This window comes from Vreelandella massiliensis (genome assembly GCF_900155385.1).
Taxonomy (GTDB): Bacteria; Pseudomonadota; Gammaproteobacteria; order Pseudomonadales; family Halomonadaceae; genus Vreelandella; species Vreelandella massiliensis.
In genome coordinates this window covers 785,693-799,288 of sequence record NZ_LT699744.1, presented here as the reverse complement: position 1 = coordinate 799,288, position 13,596 = coordinate 785,693, and the positions used below count along the sequence as shown (strand labels likewise).

General features: G+C 57.4%; 20 protein-coding genes. 12 read left to right on the top strand and 8 right to left on the bottom strand.

The annotated features are described in order from the left end of the window. The first annotated feature begins 15 nt into the window (after window positions 1–15). The 3 genes from BQ9846_RS03725 to BQ9846_RS03715 are packed head-to-tail and all read left to right on the top strand — an operon-like array spanning window position 16 to window position 2,554. A complete protein-coding gene (locus BQ9846_RS03725; protein WP_075879257.1) occupies window positions 16–1,707 on the top strand; it encodes a diguanylate cyclase in 1,692 nt (563 codons plus the stop codon). Then, window positions 1,704–2,219 (top strand): chemotaxis protein CheW, encoded by a 516-nt coding sequence (locus BQ9846_RS03720; protein WP_075879256.1) that lies wholly within the window; start codon window positions 1,704–1,706, stop codon window positions 2,217–2,219. Before BQ9846_RS03725 ends, BQ9846_RS03720 begins: the two co-directional genes overlap by 4 nt. Next, the gene (locus tag BQ9846_RS03715; protein WP_075879255.1) at window positions 2,216–2,554 is read left to right on the top strand and encodes a hypothetical protein; all 339 of its coding nucleotides are present in this window, start codon (window positions 2,216–2,218) and stop codon (window positions 2,552–2,554) included. Before BQ9846_RS03720 ends, BQ9846_RS03715 begins: the two co-directional genes overlap by 4 nt. Window positions 2,555–2,819: 265 nt before the next feature. Here BQ9846_RS03715 and BQ9846_RS03710 read toward each other — a convergent pair whose 3' ends face one another. Further along, window positions 2,820–3,638, bottom strand: a complete 819-nt coding sequence (locus BQ9846_RS03710; protein WP_075879254.1) for an inositol monophosphatase family protein — start codon at window positions 3,636–3,638, stop codon at window positions 2,820–2,822. A 126-nt stretch (window positions 3,639–3,764) separates the two neighbouring features. Here BQ9846_RS03710 and BQ9846_RS03705 point away from each other — a divergent pair, with 126 nt between their 5' ends. The 3 genes from BQ9846_RS03705 to BQ9846_RS16675 are packed head-to-tail and all read left to right on the top strand — an operon-like array spanning window position 3,765 to window position 4,623. Beyond that, window positions 3,765–4,181 carry a hypothetical protein gene (locus BQ9846_RS03705; RefSeq protein WP_075879253.1) on the top strand — a complete coding sequence of 139 codons (417 nt, stop codon included), beginning with the start codon at window positions 3,765–3,767 and terminating at the stop codon, window positions 4,179–4,181. Between the two features lie 5 nt (window positions 4,182–4,186). Next, on the top strand, window positions 4,187–4,486 hold the full coding sequence (locus tag BQ9846_RS03700; protein ID WP_075879252.1) for a nucleotidyltransferase domain-containing protein: 300 nt from the start codon (window positions 4,187–4,189) through the stop codon (window positions 4,484–4,486). Continuing rightward, a complete protein-coding gene (locus tag BQ9846_RS16675) occupies window positions 4,483–4,623 on the top strand; it encodes a hypothetical protein (RefSeq protein ID WP_159437905.1) in 141 nt (46 codons plus the stop codon). Before BQ9846_RS03700 ends, BQ9846_RS16675 begins: the two co-directional genes overlap by 4 nt. A gap of 9 nt (window positions 4,624–4,632) precedes the next feature. On the opposite strand, the gene BQ9846_RS03695 is transcribed toward BQ9846_RS16675, so the two are convergent. From BQ9846_RS03695 to BQ9846_RS03675, 6 genes are all read right to left on the bottom strand, one after another. Further along, window positions 4,633–5,136, bottom strand: a complete 504-nt coding sequence (locus BQ9846_RS03695) for a pilin (RefSeq protein ID WP_159437904.1) — start codon at window positions 5,134–5,136, stop codon at window positions 4,633–4,635. A gap of 45 nt (window positions 5,137–5,181) precedes the next feature. Further along, complete coding sequence (locus BQ9846_RS03690; RefSeq protein WP_235818896.1) at window positions 5,182–5,529, bottom strand: pilin; 348 nt, start codon at window positions 5,527–5,529, stop codon at window positions 5,182–5,184. Window positions 5,530–5,544: 15 nt separating this feature from the next. Beyond that, on the bottom strand, window positions 5,545–5,649 hold the full coding sequence (locus BQ9846_RS16910) for a type IV pilin protein (RefSeq protein ID WP_422821874.1): 105 nt from the start codon (window positions 5,647–5,649) through the stop codon (window positions 5,545–5,547). Between the two features lie 6 nt (window positions 5,650–5,655). Continuing rightward, window positions 5,656–6,207 (bottom strand): prepilin-type N-terminal cleavage/methylation domain-containing protein, encoded by a 552-nt coding sequence (locus tag BQ9846_RS03685; RefSeq protein ID WP_075879250.1) that lies wholly within the window; start codon window positions 6,205–6,207, stop codon window positions 5,656–5,658. 7 nt (window positions 6,208–6,214) lie between these two features. After that, entirely contained in the window at window positions 6,215–6,715 is a 501-nt protein-coding gene (locus BQ9846_RS03680; RefSeq protein WP_075879249.1) for a pilin, read from the bottom strand. A gap of 80 nt (window positions 6,716–6,795) precedes the next feature. Next, window positions 6,796–7,263: a pilin gene (locus BQ9846_RS03675; RefSeq protein WP_210433164.1), complete on the bottom strand. Its 468-nt coding sequence runs from the start codon at window positions 7,261–7,263 to the stop codon at window positions 6,796–6,798. A gap of 221 nt (window positions 7,264–7,484) precedes the next feature. Here BQ9846_RS03675 and pilB point away from each other — a divergent pair, with 221 nt between their 5' ends. From pilB to BQ9846_RS03645, 6 genes are read left to right on the top strand one after another with little or no spacing between them, the layout of a single operon-like run. Further along, window positions 7,485–9,242, top strand: coding sequence for a type IV-A pilus assembly ATPase PilB (gene pilB / locus BQ9846_RS03670; protein ID WP_075879248.1), 1,758 nt, complete (start codon window positions 7,485–7,487; stop codon window positions 9,240–9,242). Between the two features lie 18 nt (window positions 9,243–9,260). Next, window positions 9,261–10,493, top strand: coding sequence for a type II secretion system F family protein (locus BQ9846_RS03665; RefSeq protein ID WP_075879247.1), 1,233 nt, complete (start codon window positions 9,261–9,263; stop codon window positions 10,491–10,493). 8 nt (window positions 10,494–10,501) lie between these two features. After that, the gene (locus BQ9846_RS03660) at window positions 10,502–11,350 is read left to right on the top strand and encodes a prepilin peptidase (RefSeq protein ID WP_075879246.1); all 849 of its coding nucleotides are present in this window, start codon (window positions 10,502–10,504) and stop codon (window positions 11,348–11,350) included. A 10-nt stretch (window positions 11,351–11,360) separates the two neighbouring features. After that, window positions 11,361–11,966: a dephospho-CoA kinase gene (coaE, locus tag BQ9846_RS03655; protein ID WP_075879245.1), complete on the top strand. Its 606-nt coding sequence runs from the start codon at window positions 11,361–11,363 to the stop codon at window positions 11,964–11,966. Window positions 11,967–11,995: 29 nt separating this feature from the next. Next, the gene (gene yacG / locus BQ9846_RS03650; RefSeq protein WP_075879244.1) at window positions 11,996–12,241 is read left to right on the top strand and encodes a DNA gyrase inhibitor YacG; all 246 of its coding nucleotides are present in this window, start codon (window positions 11,996–11,998) and stop codon (window positions 12,239–12,241) included. 33 nt (window positions 12,242–12,274) lie between these two features. Next, the gene (locus BQ9846_RS03645; RefSeq protein ID WP_075879243.1) at window positions 12,275–13,168 is read left to right on the top strand and encodes a DNA replication terminus site-binding protein; all 894 of its coding nucleotides are present in this window, start codon (window positions 12,275–12,277) and stop codon (window positions 13,166–13,168) included. Window positions 13,169–13,179: 11 nt separating this feature from the next. Here BQ9846_RS03645 and BQ9846_RS03640 read toward each other — a convergent pair whose 3' ends face one another. Next, the gene (locus BQ9846_RS03640) at window positions 13,180–13,539 is read right to left on the bottom strand and encodes a hypothetical protein (protein ID WP_075879242.1); all 360 of its coding nucleotides are present in this window, start codon (window positions 13,537–13,539) and stop codon (window positions 13,180–13,182) included. Between the last annotated feature and the right edge of the window lie 57 nt (window positions 13,540–13,596).

Genomic DNA, 13,596 nt, shown 5'->3' with positions numbered 1-13,596 from the left:
TTAACGGAGTCATTGATGAATTCGACGCAATCCACCCTGCAGGACAAAATCGCCAAGCTTCGCGCTCGCTTTATTGCCCAGCTCCCCACGCGTTTGGAAGAAGCCCAGCAGCAGCTGAGTGCGCTCATGGCCGACCCTTGCCGTAACAGGATGGCCGCGGTTGAGCTGCACAGGACATTTCACAGCCTAAAGGGCACGGGCTACTCGTTTGGCTTTGACCAGCTTGCCAGGGTGGCGGATGAAGCGGAAGCGTATCTTCAGCAGCTGTTGGATGACATCGATGACGGCACGCCCCTAGGCCGGCCCGACCGTCTTAGCGCCTTACTACAGCGGCTGGACGCTCACACGCAAACGTTGATCGGTGACGACGCCCCCCACCACCACGCAACGCCGGCGCCCCTGCTTGAAGTCAACGCGCCACCGCTGGCGCAAGCCAGCGCGGTGAAGAAACAGAAGCTTGTGTATATCTGTGATGATGAGTTGGAGCATGTCACGCATTTAGGCTATCAGCTGCGCTGTTTTGGCTACCAAGTCGAGCACTTTACCGAAACAGAAGCCTTCGACGAGGCGGTGGTGTTAAAGCGCCCCGATGCGGTCGTCATGGATGTCCACTTTCCTCAGGGGAAAACCGCTGGCACGGAGGCGCTGGCCGAGATACAAAAAGTGACCGGACAGCAGCTACCCGCCATTGTGCTTTCCGGTTTTGACGATTTTGAAGCCCGCCTCAGCGCGGTGAGAGCGGGGTGCAAAACGTATTTCACCAAGCCCGTCAAGCCGCTGGCGTTGGCAACGGCGCTGGATGAGATCATGGATGACAGCCCTTTCGAGCCGTATCGGATTTTGATCGTTGATGATGAACCGGAGGTGGCCCGTTACCACGGCCTAATGCTCGAAGAAGCGGGCATGCTGGTTCACTCGCTCTCCGAGCCCGGCGAGGTCTTGACGACGCTGCAGGAGTTTCGCCCTGACCTTGTGCTGTTGGATGTTTACATGCCCAACTGCACCGGCTTTGAGTTATCCGCCTTGATTCGCCAGCTACCCGAGCACTTGAGCCTACCGATCGTGTACCTTTCCAGCGAAACCGACCGGCGCAAACAGTTCTCGGCCATGCAAGCGGGCGTGGAGGGCTTTATCACCAAACCGGTTATTCCCGAGGAGCTGGTGACCGCGGTTTCCCTGCGCGCGGAGCGGATGCGCTCGCTGCGCGCGCTGATGATTCGAGACAGCCTTACCGGGCTTTACAATCACACCACCACCACCGAGCTTTTGGAAGCGGCCCTCTCCAATGCCAAGCGCCAACAGGAAAGCCTATGCATGGTGATGCTGGACCTGGACCGGTTTAAATTGGTGAATGACACCTATGGCCACGTTGCCGGCGACCAGGTGCTTTTGGCGCTCTCGCGGATACTGCGCCACCGCCTGCGCCTTAACGATATCGTCGGGCGTTACGGCGGGGAAGAGTTTGCCATTGTATTAAAAAATATTACCCCGGCGTCGGCGGCCACTCTGATTGATCAACTGCGCGAAGACTTTTCCAACATACGCTTCAACGCCGGTGATCATGAGTTCACCTGCTCTTTCAGCGCGGGCATCAGCAGCTTCCCCCACCATGCTCGCGCTCAAGAGCTGCGTATTGCCGCTGACAAAGCGCTTTACCGAGCCAAAGACAAAGGACGCAACCAAGTCGTGGTGGAGGAGGCGTTATGAGTACGCCAAGCGCTGATGAACTCCTGGCGATGAAACAGGAAGCGGCCAGCGCCGTGGTGGACGTTGAGGAGCCCACCGTCAAGCTGGTGATTTTCACGCTGGGCGACAGATGTTTTGCTTTCCGAGGCGAGTTTGTCCAAGAGGTGCTGCCGGGCGATGAGCGTCTTTTTTACGTACCCGGCATGCCGGACTCCGTGCAGGGGGTCATCAATGTGCGGGGGGATATCGAGTCTGTCATTCTGCTGCACGCACTGCTGCAACTTGCCGCGCCTGAAAAGACGGTTTCTGGCTCGATTCTGCTGACCCACGCCAGCGGAATGCAAAGCGGTATTCGGGTGGATGAACTGCTGGATGTAGCGGATTTGCCCCTCAGCCAGTTGAAAAACCCACCGGAAAGTCTCCCGGAGCACTTTCGGCCCTATGTCGCCGCCCTGGTGGATTTTGCCGGCAAGCCGGTTGCCCTGCTGGATGTTGAAAAAGTGTTTAGCGACTATCAGGCGGGCTTGGGATGAGCGGGCAACCCGACCTCAATCAGTTTCGCCTTTCCCTGGTCTTGGTGCATCAGCGCCAGCGGAGCTGGGCGCTAGAATCGCGCTGGGTGCTGGGTTGCCACACCGTTAACGACCAGCAGCGGCTCACCCTAAAAAGCCCAGGCCACGACCGCTATGTCGCCTTCAATGGCGAGGTCGAGTTTATTGAGCTGCCCGCGGCAAAGCTCCACCCGTTACCCGCCCTGATGCAGGCCCGAAAAACCTGCCCCGCCATCAAAGCCCTGGTCGAACACCAAGATCAGCTCTTGGTACTGCTGGACGCCCTGCTTTTGGACGAAGACACTTTTTCCGCTTGATACCCTGTTGTTTGCTTAGCGCTTTCCGGCGCCGGCGCGCTAATGTTGCCTATGCTTTTACTCAGCCAAATCACTAGCCCCAGGCAAAGCACCACCAGTAGGCCAATTCCCCCATAAACGACCGGCATGACAGCCTCTAACATTGCGCACCTCACAAGACATTGCGGTTAATGGATATTGCCGTTACTACAGTGTCAGCGTAGATCTTGCTTGGCTTGCGCACCTTGATCTGCATCTATATTACGTGCCTTTCCGCGCCCAGGTTTCAAACCGGGCGTTGGGCGTCCGCATCCAGCAGTAGCGCTTTCATTGCCTCATGTACTCCAGGCGCGGTGACAAGCAGGTGGCGGCTATACAGGTCACGGGGCACTCCCTCGGGGATAGAGGATAGGTGCGCGGCGGACGCTCCCGCTTCCCGGGCGATCAGCCAGCCGGCGGCAATGTCCCAGGGTGAGACGCTCTCGTAGTAAGCATCCAGGCGGCCACACGCCACGTCGCACAGATCCAGCGCCGCCGAGCCGTTGCGACGAATATCCTGACAATGCGAAAGCACCGCGCTCAAACGCGTCAGTAGCGCTTCGCGGTCAACTTTTTGATAGGGAAAGCCGGTGGCGACCAGCGTATGGGAGAGCTCGGTGGCGTCGCTGGGCTGAATCGGCTCGCCGTTAAGGGTCGCGCCCTGCCCTTTGGTGGCGGCAAAGGTCTCCTGCAAAAACGGCGCATGCACCACGCCCACTTTGCCCACGCCCTTTTCGAGCCAGCCGATGGACACCGCCACATGGCGCAGGCCGTTGGCGAAATTGACGGTGCCATCGATCGGGTCCACCACCCAGAGCGCGGGCGCGTCTAACTGTTGCTGATCGGGGGAGAGCTCCTCGGAAAGCAGCGTCTCACCGGGAAAGTGCGCCTGCAACCGCTCGCGGATAAGCCGATCGACCGCCACATCGGCATCGGTCACCAGTTCATCGCCGCCTTTCAAGCGCTGGCCGAATGAGTGCTCTTTTCGCGCCTGAACAATCATTCGCCCGGCTTCTTCGGCGATGGTAATAGCAATCTCAAGGCGTTGAGTTAACGAATACGTCATATTTCAATTATCTCGACCAGGAAAGCAGCTCATAATGGGCGCTTTCTTACCCACTCGTTTGCGCGTCTTGTCATTGTGGCGTATTTTTCTAGCGCCAGCACCCGGGCGTTGAATGGGAGAAGCACGATGCGCCTGAACAGTACCGAAATCGCCGCGAACAAAAAAGGCGCACGCCCCCCCCCCGGCGATTCAGCCAAGCTGATGGCAGATGCTACCGAAGGTTGTTACGGCACCAAGCTAATTTTCGGGGATGAGTCCTACCACGTGCTAATATTGAAGGCTAATATTCAGCAAAGTGATAGGAGGCGCACAATGTATGCCATTGAGTTTGAAGCTGATATTAAGAGCGAGTTTTTGCGCATCCCTCAATATGAGCAGCTTAAAAATCAACATGTTAAGGTTATTTTGCTCACTGAATCCCCTGATATAAGTGCGACAGGAGACCAGCACCAATCACGAAAGCCAGCTAGCGTACCTCCCATCCACTTTAAGGGAGATATTTTTACCACAGTCACTGACCCGGACTGGTTTGGTGTGGGATAAACACGATGCGCTTGAACAATACCGAAATCGCCGCGATTAAAAAAGCCGCCGACAAGACCTTTGGCCCGCAGGCAGAGGTCAAGCTGTTTGGTTCTCGCGTGGATGACAGCGCCAAAGGGGGCGATATTGATCTCTTAGTGACGGCGCCCTATTCAGTGGATAATCCAGCACTGAGTATGGCAAAGATGGAGACGGCCATTATCATGGCTATAGGTGATCGCAAGATCGATGTCGTACTCAACGCGCCAAATCTCAAAAAAAGCGAGATTCATGCCATCGCTGAGGCGCAAGGCGTTTTGCTATGACATCTCACCAGACACGCTCTCCCGCTCACCCTGAGCTTGTCGAAGGGCACACTGCAATGGCACCGCTCTTCTTCGACAAGCTCAGAATGAGCGGTGATTTCTCGTTTCACCATCAACAACCCTCGCCCCGTGAATAAGGCAGCCTCTCACTCACCCACCACGGTGCGGCACGCCGGGCGAAGAAGATGCGCCTCAATCGCCACGCCTTCGCTTTCTTGAAGATCGCTGGCTTCTTGGCAGGCCCACTCAATTTGGCCGCCACCCTCTGGCAGGCGCGCGACCATCACCATAACCCCATCGCGAAGTTGCGGGTCGACATCGGGGGAGTCTTTAAAATAGAGGCGAAAGGTGCTGCGTGGCGGGTCATCCAAGGTGTCGCCGGCTTCAATGCGCTCAAGAAAGCTGCCAGAGATACCGTCGAGCTGCGACTGCATCGCGTTTAGCTCGCGCTCAGAAGGCAACCGACCATTATTGGCAACAAACTCGGCAAGATCGATTTTAATCGTTCTGGTTAGCGTCACGCCTTCAAGCACCTGCGCTTGCGCCGGGAAATCGCGATACGCCCGCATTGCTTGAATGACGAGTAAGCTGACAATCAGCACCACAATCATCAGCTCAACAAAGGAAAAGCCCCGTTGATGGGCCGACACAATATTTCCTTTAAGCATAGAGCTCTTCAAAAGGTTTTAGCATATTCAAAAACTTGAAGGCTCTCCTCGACAGCTACCTGGCAAATGCTTTGCCTCGATCCCGTTGTTTTTGGCCGACATACATGACCATTTAATGGAACCGCCATCAGCAATAAGCTCAATACGCAAGCGCTTACCACGGATAGCATTAGCTACCGGTGCTCGATCACGCATGTTCATGCCGATAGCTACGTTATCTTCCCGGTAAAAGTAATCGACGCTTTGAATATACCGGGTTTGGTTGACGAGTTCCTCTAAGCCCTTATCATCACCACTGCCAAAATCACCGTCAAACGCATAGCGCTCTCCCAGCTGCACTTTTACACCGCTCAACACATTCAGTGCTTCCGCCACCTGCGCTCGTGCCACTTAGTTCTGGTACTGCGGCACGGCAATCGACGCCAATACGCCGATAATCGCCACTACGATCATCAACTCGATTAAGGTAAAACCTGACTGGCATTTTTTGTTCATAAAAACTTACCAATTAAAGTCATTGGCGTTTCCAACGCGACAGCTGGAGGGAACAAATTTAAGCCGTTCAGCTTGCTCGTTGACGATGCAACGATAACGCACACTGCCACCGCTGGCATTTACCTGAAGGTGAAGGCCTATATCTTGACCATCCGTCAACTGTGCATCTCGTGTACGAAGTACAAGAATACCGTTGGCTTGGCTTTCATCTTCATTTTTTCGCTGCCATTCAAAATCGCTCCACAAGTCACTCTCGAAAAAAATAGACTCAAAAGGCACGCGAATTGTTGTTCCAGAATGGCTACCCACGCCTTCTCCAGAAAGAGCACTGTCCAACCCCAACTGCGGTAAAGAGGTGGGTAAACTTCCGGTAAGCGAGTGATATTCTGCGATTGGCTGCTTAAACCCACTCAGCAGGCTCAATCCCTCAGAAATTTTCGCCCGCGCCGTATAGTTCTGATACTGCGGCACCGCGATAGACGCCAGAACGCCGATGATCGCCACCACAATCATTAACTCGATTAGGGTAAAACCACGTTGGCTAGTCCATCGTTTCATAAAGCACCTATTCTTTTTCGTCATAGCAGGACGAAGGCATATATTTAGGCGGAATTCTGGCTTCACCAGCACCTGTTGTTGTGCGACAGGAAAACTTGATGGAACCGCTAGATTCATACGCCTCCATGACTATCCAACCGCCGGCAATTTCGCTGTTAGCGGTTTCGCTCATTTCGATAACAAATCTCGCGTTATAATTGCCGGTAGCCGGAGAAATGCCGATTGCTTCGACGTAACCTCCAAAGCCTTGGCTAGCATTGCCTCCATGAACGGCCGCATGGTCTGTAGGCAAACCGGCTTCTTCGTTACTCTGAGGGAAACGACCGTGAATAGCGTAATATTCGGTCAATGCCGTTTTGTAGGCAGCAGCCAGTGAGAATGCCTCAGACACTTGTGACCTAGCGGTGTAGTTCTGATACTGCGGCACCGCGATAGATGCCAGCACGCCGATAATCGCCACCACGATCATCAGCTCAATTAAAGTAAAACCACGTTGAGTTCCGTTCATGTCATTTTCTTCCCATAAAGAGGGGCTGTCGAAACAGCCCCATTATTTAGCTTTTCATGCTGAAATTGTACTAAGAATTATTATTTACAGCCGGCTGGAAGTTGATTGTCATCCATGCCACTTCCTGCAGCACATGTCCAGCCTGACTGAGGATTATTAGTCGAGATAGTCATAACAGCTGTATTTTTGTCATCACTAAGAGCGCTATCACTGTTGAAGGTAACGGTGATTACTCCGTCACTACTTCCACCTCCACTATATGCGACCTTGCTTACGTAACGACCGGTAATGCCGAGATCAGTGGCATCATCGAAATAGTCTGTCTCAGGCATTGAGCCGATTAAAGAGTACCGTTCAGCAACATCCGCTCTTACTCCAGCTGTCACAGATAAACCTTCAGATGCCTGTGCACGAGCCGTGTAGTTCTGATACTGCGGCACGGCGATGGATGCCAACACACCAATGATCGCGACGACGATCATCAATTCGATTAGAGTAAAACCGCCTTGGCGGGTGTTGCGCGGTGCGGTTTGAGTCATTTGTTGCATATACATTCTCCTTGGAGAGAAAGACCGCTCGGCGGTTGATGCCGAACGCGTTGGGTTCATAGCTGTTACGTTAGCTTGCACATTGTAATTTTTCAATATGGTGCGGTGAGTTTTGTCATCTATTCGTTGGATACGCTGAGACTGATCAAGTTCCGTGCTTTTCGCGGTGTCGGTATGGTAAAAGTACCACACCGCAAGCGTAGAGACGGCATTGATCCATTATGAACCAACCCATTTACGAATCCACCCTCAGTCACGCGGCGGCGCGTGGGGGGCTGCGCGGTATTGCCCAGCGTTTGGTCAAGCACGGGCTGTTGACCGAGGCGCAAGCCACCACCGCCGAGGCCGCCGCGGCGCAGCAGGATGCCTCGCTGTTAAGCCACGTGATTGAGAGCGGCATGGTCGACCCCGCCGAAGCGGCCCTGGCGGCGGCGTGGGAGTACGGCTTGCCGGTGATCGATCTGGATTCGGTGCGCTTGAACGCGCTGCCGCCTGCCGCCGAGTACCCGGTGCGGGTGCTGCAACACCTCAACGTGCTGCCGCTTGCCCGCCACGGCCACCGCCTCACCGTCGCGGTGCCCTACCCCGCCACGCTGACACAGCTCGATGAGCTGCAGTTCGCCACCGGCTTAAGCGTGGAGGGCGTGCTAGCGCCGGTTGACCAGCTCACCACGGCGCTGAATAGCTACCTGGCGCAGAACGAGCGCAGCATGCTCGATGAGCTGGACGACGTGGATGACGCCGTCTCGTCGCTGAATATCGTCCAAAACGCCGATGGCGACGAAGTGCCGCTAGAGGAGGCGCCGCAAAACAGCGATGACGCGCCGATCGTCAAGTTCGTGAACAAGATTCTACTCGATGCGATTCGCCGTGGTGCCTCGGATATCCACTTTGAGCCCTATGAAACCCACTTCCGCGTGCGCTTTCGTATCGACGGTATGCTGATTGAAGTCGCCCGCCCACCGTTTGCCATGCGCAACCGCATCGCCGCGCGGTTGAAGATCATGGCGCGGCTGGATATCTCCGAGCGCCGCTTGCCGCAGGACGGGGCGATCAAACTCCAGCTCTCGCGTTCGCGCTCGCTGGATTTTCGCGTTAACTCGCTGCCCACCGTTTACGGCGAGAAGATCGTGCTGCGTATTCTCGACCCCACCGCCGCGCAACTGGGCATCGAGCAACTCGGCTTTACCGACGCGCAGCGCGCCCACTACGAGCACGCCCTAGAGCAGCCCCAGGGCATGATTCTGGTCACCGGCCCGACCGGCAGCGGTAAAACCGTGTCGCTGTATACCGGCCTTAATATTTTAAACGAGGTCGAGCGCAATATTTGTACCGCCGAGGACCCAGTGGAGATCAAAGTCCCCGGCGTTAACCAGGTCAACGTGCTGCCCAAAATCGGCCTGGATTTCGCCAGTGCGCTGCGGGCGTTTTTGCGCCAAGACCCGGACGTGGTGATGGTGGGCGAAATCCGTGACCTGGAAACCGCCGAGATCGGGGTCAAGGCGGCGCAAACCGGCCACCTGGTGCTCTCCACGGTGCATACCAACTCGGCGGCGGAGACGCTAACGCGCCTGGCCAACATGGGGGTGTCATCGTTTAACATCGCCAGCGCCATGAGCTTGATTATCGCCCAACGCCTGGCCCGCAAGCTGTGCAAGCACTGCAAAGAGCCCATCGACATCCCCGAGGAGGCGCTCAAAAAAGAGGGCTTTCACGATGACGAGATCAAAAACGCGACGCTGTTCAAAGCCGTGGGCTGCAAGCAGTGTACGCAAGGCTATAAAGGCCGCACCGGGGTTTACGAGGTGGTGCCGATCAGTGACGCCATGCGCCAGCTGGTCATGCGCGATGCCAACTCGCTGGAGATTGATGAACTCATGCGCAAGGAGGGCCACCCCAGCCTGCATCAAAGCGGCTTGCTAAAGGTGATGCAGGGGCTGACCAGCCTTGAAGAGATCAACCGGGTGACCAAAGAGTAACCCTTAAGGAGAACCGCCATGGCGAAAAAGCCCCGGACGCGCCGCACCCCTGAGATTCAACTTACCCGCTGGAAGTGGGTGGGCAACGGCCCCAATAACCGCGTACTGAGCGGCGAAATCGTCGGCCGTAACAAAGCGGAGATCACCGCCGAGCTACAAAACCAAGGCATTACCGTGAAGAAGCTGCGCAAAAAAGGCAGCTTAAGCGGCCGTGGGCGCATCAACCCCGCCGATATCATGGTCTTTGCCCGCCAGATGGCGACCATGATCCGCGCGGGGATTCCGCTGTTGCAAGCGTTTCAGGTGGTCTCCGAAAGCTTGAAAAAACCCGCCATGGTGGCGCTGGTGCAGCAGATGATGAACGAGGTTTCGGCGGGATCAAGCTTCTCGGACGCCCTAAGCCGCCACCCCAAACACTTCGACCGCCTCTTTGTGAATTTGGTCGAGGCCGGCGAGCAGGCCGGCGCCCTGGATCAGATGCTCGATCGCGTCGCCACCTATAAAGAGAAAGTGGAGTCGCTAAAAGGGCGGGTTAAAAAAGCCATGTGGTACCCGGCGGCGGTGATGGCCATCGGCATCGGGGTGACGATGCTTTTGCTGATTAAGGTGGTGCCGGAGTTTGAGAGCATGTTCCAGAGCTTTGGCGCCGAACTCCCGGCGATGACGCAGATGACCGTTAACCTTTCGGAGCTTGCACAGAAGTACTGGCTGCACGCCTTCGGGGCGCTGATTGCGGCGGTCTTCGTGCTCAAAGAGGCGATCAAGCGCTCCCCCAACGTCGCCTACCGCTTTCACTTTCTGCTGCTGCGCCTGCCGGTGATCGGCGATATTCTGGATAAATCCGCCGTGGCGCGCTTTTCGCGCACGCTGGCCACGACCTTTGCCTCGGGCGTGCCACTGGTCGAAGGGCTGGATACCTCCGCCGGCGCCACCGGCAATAAAGTCTACGAGCGCGCCGTTGAGCAAGCACGCCACGACGTGGCCACCGGGCAGCAGCTCTATTTCGCCATGCGCATGACCAACCGCTTCCCCGCCCTGGCGGTGCAGATGGTCAGTATCGGTGAAGAAGCGGGCTCGCTGGATGCGATGCTCAACCGCGTGGCGGATTACTACGAAGAGGAGGTCGACAACAAAGTCGACGCCCTCACCTCATTGATGGAGCCGTTGATTATCGTGGTGCTCGGCGTGCTCGTCGGGGGCGTGGTGGTCTCGATGTACCTGCCGATTTTCAACCTGGGCTCAGCGCTTTAAGGAGACCTATGCACGCCCCGCCGCTAATTTTTTGGCTCATTGCCCTGGTGCTCGGGCTTTGCGCCGGCAGTTTTTTGAACGTGGTGATTACCCGTTTGCCGGTGATGTTGATGCAGCAGTGGCGCGCCCAAGCCCGCGCGGCACTGGAGCTGCCGGAGGAAACGCCGGAACGCTTTAACATCGCCTTTCCCGCCTCGATGTGCCCTGGTTGCCGCGCGCCCATCAAGTGGCACGACAACTTACCCGTGTTGGGCTGGCTCAAGCGTCGTGGGCGCTGCGCCGCCTGCGGCACACGTATCAGCGTACAGTACCCGCTGGTGGAGTTGGCGGGCGGCGCCATCGCCCTAGCAAGCCTTGCCCTTTACGGCGTGACGTTTGAGACGCTCTTTATCGCCGGCGCCTGCCTTGCCCTGCTTGCCATGGCGGTGATTGACCTGCGCACCCAGCTTCTGCCGGATATTCTCACGCTGCCGCTCCTGTGGGCGGGGCTACTCTACCAACTGCTGTTTCAACCGCTGATGCTGCCCTCCGCCGTGATCGGCGCGATGGCGGGCTACCTGATATTGTGGAGCGTTTACTGGCTGTTTAAGCTACTCACCGGGCGCGACGGCATGGGCTATGGCGACTTCAAGCTGTTAGCCGCTCTTGGTGCGTGGCTTGGCTGGCAGTTCTTGCCGCTGGTGCTGATTATCGCCGCCGGCCTCGGCGCGATCGTGGGTATCGCGCTACAGGTGAGCGTCAAAGATAAGCGCGGTATCCCCATGGCGTTTGGCCCGTTTCTGGCGCTGGCCGGGTGGGTCGCGCTACTCGGCGGCGATGGGCTAATGGCGCTCTATTTACAACTCAGTGGGCTTTAAGGAGCGTCTTATGATCGTAGGGTTAACGGGGGGCATTGGCTCGGGTAAATCCACCGTGGCGCGGGCATTCGGCGAACGCGGCATTCCCTGGATCGATGCCGACGACGTGGCGCGTGAAGTGGTCGCCCCTGGCGAGCCGGCGCTGGAAGCCATTCGCCAGCGTCACGGCGAGGCCGTCTTGCACGATGACGGCACCCTGAACCGCGCTCGGCTGCGCGAGATCATCTTTGAGCAGCCCGAAGAGCGCGCCTGGCTTGAGAGCGTCACCCACCCCCGCGTGCGCGAGCGCATTCTGGCCCATCTTGAGCGCCTAAAAGGCGAAGGCGCGCCCTATGTGCTGCTGGTGTCGCCACTGCTGTTTGAGTCTGGCCAGGATGCGCTGGTGGATTTCACCGTGGTGATCGATATCCCCGAACAGATGCAGCTCTCGCGCACGCTCAAACGCGACGACGTGAGCGAAACACAAGTGCGTGCTATCCTCGCCGCTCAAATGCCGCGCGATGAGCGCCGAGCCCGCGCCGATGCCGTGATTGATAACAGCCAGGATACCGCGCATATGCGCCATCAAGTCGCCAAGCTCGATGAACGCTTGCGCGCGGCTGAAAGTTCGGCTTAATTTTCAGACGCTTTTCACAGGAGTCGCTCATGTCTTCCCCTCACCGCTTTGCGGCCAACAACACCCCCTTGGAAGTTGCCTGCCCGCAGTGCGGCCAAAAAGTGCCTTGGTCCTCGGAGAACACCTACCGCCCTTTCTGCAGCAAGCGCTGTCAGCTGATTGATTTTGGCGCCTGGGCGGATGAGTCGCACCGTATCGCCGGCGAATCGGCCATGGACGAAGCCGACATGGATACCTTGCTTGCCCAAGCCGACCGCGATGCGCCCTTGTCATAACTGAATTGTTATAACTGAGTTGCCATAACCGCTATGCCCACGACGCTACCCGGCAGCGACGCCGAAACGGCGCTCCCTTATCAGCTGCAACATCAGCTTGATACACGCTTTGACGCCGTGCTCGACGCGCTGGAGCAGGTCGTTGCGTGCTTCAGCGAGCGACCGCCGGCGGTTTGGGCCTTTGATCACCCCACCCCGGATGCCGCGTGGCTGCGCCGTGCGCTTTTCGATATGTGGCATGCGGAGGGTCAGGATGGCCGCGAAACGCGCAATTACATCGGCCTGATCGCCGCCGATGAGGCGCTGATGGACGCGGTGAAAGCGGCGAATCGCGCTAAGGCGGACTTTAGCGAGTGCTTGAAGGCCATCAAAGCGCACTCGCCCGCTTTGCTCAGCGATGCCAAAGGGCAGCTGCCAAGGCGGCACCCCGATGTCGAGCGGGTCCTTGAGAAAACCGGCTTGGCGCGGCTGCACCTTAAACAGTGCTGGCGGCAGTTACCCATAGCGGAAGCGCCGGTCGCGCGGGTGCGCTTTGCCTGGTACAGCAGCGGACGCTCGATCAAGCGCTTAACCGTAGCGGATGCGGAGAAGAAGCTGCTCGCACTGGACAGCGACGCCGCGCATGTCCGTATTCAGCTGCGTAAGCTCGCTGGCATCCCGAGCGGAGAAATATTAGCGCAGGTCCAGACCCAAGCACCGCTGATGCGGGCCAACCTGTTTTTTACCGAGCCGTTGGACGATGGGCATACCCGCCGAGCGCTGAATGTGGCCATGCCGATGTTTGTGCCCAGTCTTGATGGACGCTTACCTCACACCAACCTGCCCCCGCTGACCCCGCCTGAAACCCGCACTCGGGCTAAACGCCGGGATGAAAAGCTCGAAAGCGAGCCCTTTCTGCCTAGCTTGCGTGTCTACCGTTACCGCTAATGCATCAGGCGTCAGGGTTGCGACACAACTTGGGGACGTGGCACCTCACCGTCTTTCCAGTGCCCCGACCGTAGCAGCGTTTCAATCAACGCGAGCAGTTCCGCCTGCGTCAAAGGGGATTCCGCCCATAGGGCGTCAAAACGCTCACGGAATGCCTTCGCGTGATCGCGCTTGTGCTCCGCCTCTTTCTGCTCTTGCTCCTCTTGCTCTAACGCCGCTAGCGAGCGTACCGGCGGGCCCGTGGGAATCTTAAGCGAGCCTTTGGGATCGTCGAGTTCACGCAGGGCGTTGGCAAAGGCGTCATCCAATTCGCGAAACTGGCGCAGCTTATCCCTCTCATCGACTGGTTTGTGTACTTTTTGGTATTTCATCAGATTTTGCGCGGGATACCCGGTACTTCTAGTGCCGGGAGGGATAGCGCGTCGCTC

Excerpts from the sequence above, each read along its gene's own strand:
- BQ9846_RS16675 (WP_159437905.1), top strand. The coding sequence starts at position 4,483 with ATGACATCTCACCAGACACGCTCTCCCGCTCACCCTGAGCTTGTCGAA.
- coaE (WP_075879245.1), top strand. The coding sequence starts at position 11,361 with ATGATCGTAGGGTTAACGGGGGGCATTGGCTCGGGTAAATCCACCGTG.
- BQ9846_RS03715 (WP_075879255.1), top strand. The coding sequence starts at position 2,216 with ATGAGCGGGCAACCCGACCTCAATCAGTTTCGCCTTTCCCTGGTCTTG.
- BQ9846_RS03720 (WP_075879256.1), top strand. The coding sequence starts at position 1,704 with ATGAGTACGCCAAGCGCTGATGAACTCCTGGCGATGAAACAGGAAGCG.
- BQ9846_RS03675 (WP_210433164.1), bottom strand. The coding sequence starts at position 7,263 with ATGCAACAAATGACTCAAACCGCACCGCGCAACACCCGCCAAGGCGGT.
- BQ9846_RS03685 (WP_075879250.1), bottom strand. The coding sequence starts at position 6,207 with ATGAAACGATGGACTAGCCAACGTGGTTTTACCCTAATCGAGTTAATG.
- BQ9846_RS03710 (WP_075879254.1), bottom strand. The coding sequence starts at position 3,638 with ATGACGTATTCGTTAACTCAACGCCTTGAGATTGCTATTACCATCGCC.
- yacG (WP_075879244.1), top strand. The coding sequence starts at position 11,996 with ATGTCTTCCCCTCACCGCTTTGCGGCCAACAACACCCCCTTGGAAGTT.
- BQ9846_RS03680 (WP_075879249.1), bottom strand. The coding sequence starts at position 6,715 with ATGAACGGAACTCAACGTGGTTTTACTTTAATTGAGCTGATGATCGTG.
- BQ9846_RS03645 (WP_075879243.1), top strand. The coding sequence starts at position 12,275 with ATGCCCACGACGCTACCCGGCAGCGACGCCGAAACGGCGCTCCCTTAT.
- BQ9846_RS03725 (WP_075879257.1), top strand. The coding sequence starts at position 16 with ATGAATTCGACGCAATCCACCCTGCAGGACAAAATCGCCAAGCTTCGC.
- BQ9846_RS03705 (WP_075879253.1), top strand. The coding sequence starts at position 3,765 with ATGCGCCTGAACAGTACCGAAATCGCCGCGAACAAAAAAGGCGCACGC.
- BQ9846_RS03700 (WP_075879252.1), top strand. The coding sequence starts at position 4,187 with ATGCGCTTGAACAATACCGAAATCGCCGCGATTAAAAAAGCCGCCGAC.
- BQ9846_RS03665 (WP_075879247.1), top strand. The coding sequence starts at position 9,261 with ATGGCGAAAAAGCCCCGGACGCGCCGCACCCCTGAGATTCAACTTACC.
- BQ9846_RS03660 (WP_075879246.1), top strand. The coding sequence starts at position 10,502 with ATGCACGCCCCGCCGCTAATTTTTTGGCTCATTGCCCTGGTGCTCGGG.
- BQ9846_RS16910 (WP_422821874.1), bottom strand. The coding sequence starts at position 5,649 with ATGAACAAAAAATGCCAGTCAGGTTTTACCTTAATCGAGTTGATGATC.
- BQ9846_RS03640 (WP_075879242.1), bottom strand. The coding sequence starts at position 13,539 with ATGAAATACCAAAAAGTACACAAACCAGTCGATGAGAGGGATAAGCTG.
- pilB (WP_075879248.1), top strand. The coding sequence starts at position 7,485 with ATGAACCAACCCATTTACGAATCCACCCTCAGTCACGCGGCGGCGCGT.